The sequence below is a fragment of the Providencia sp. UF-224 genome (assembly GCF_058245955.1).
Window position 1 is genome coordinate 1 of sequence record NZ_JBSICC010000125.1, and the last position, 380, is coordinate 380.

Annotated in this window: 1 protein-coding gene; it reads right to left on the bottom strand. The window is 57.4% G+C overall.

All coding sequences use genetic code 11. From position 1 onward, the window contains the following. A partial coding sequence (locus AC4IFO_RS23130; RefSeq protein ID WP_490737871.1) for an oxidoreductase occupies positions 1-380 on the bottom strand: 380 nt, incomplete at both ends.

A 380-nucleotide genomic window follows, 5' to 3' on the forward strand; every position in this document is an offset into this window, starting at 1 on the left:
CCATGGCGGGCACACTCATGCAACAGCCACGCAGGGTCAGAGAGTAATGGACGCGATAACGCGCATAAATCCGCACGACCCGCGGCAATAATGCTGTTCACTTGGTCTGCATCGGTGATTGCCCCCACGGCGATAACAGGGATACCCGCTTCATTGCGCACGCGGTCAGCCATTGGCGTTTGGAACATGCGCCCGTACACTGGTTTTTGTTCCGGGGAAACTTCACCAGAGGAACAATCAATCAGGTCTGCCCCTGCTTGCTTCATCGCTTTCGCTATCAACACCGCCTCATCCACCGTGGTGCCCCCCTCCACCCAATCGGTGGTGGAGATACGCACCGCCAACGGTTTTGACCACACTTGGCGTACCGCCTGAATCAC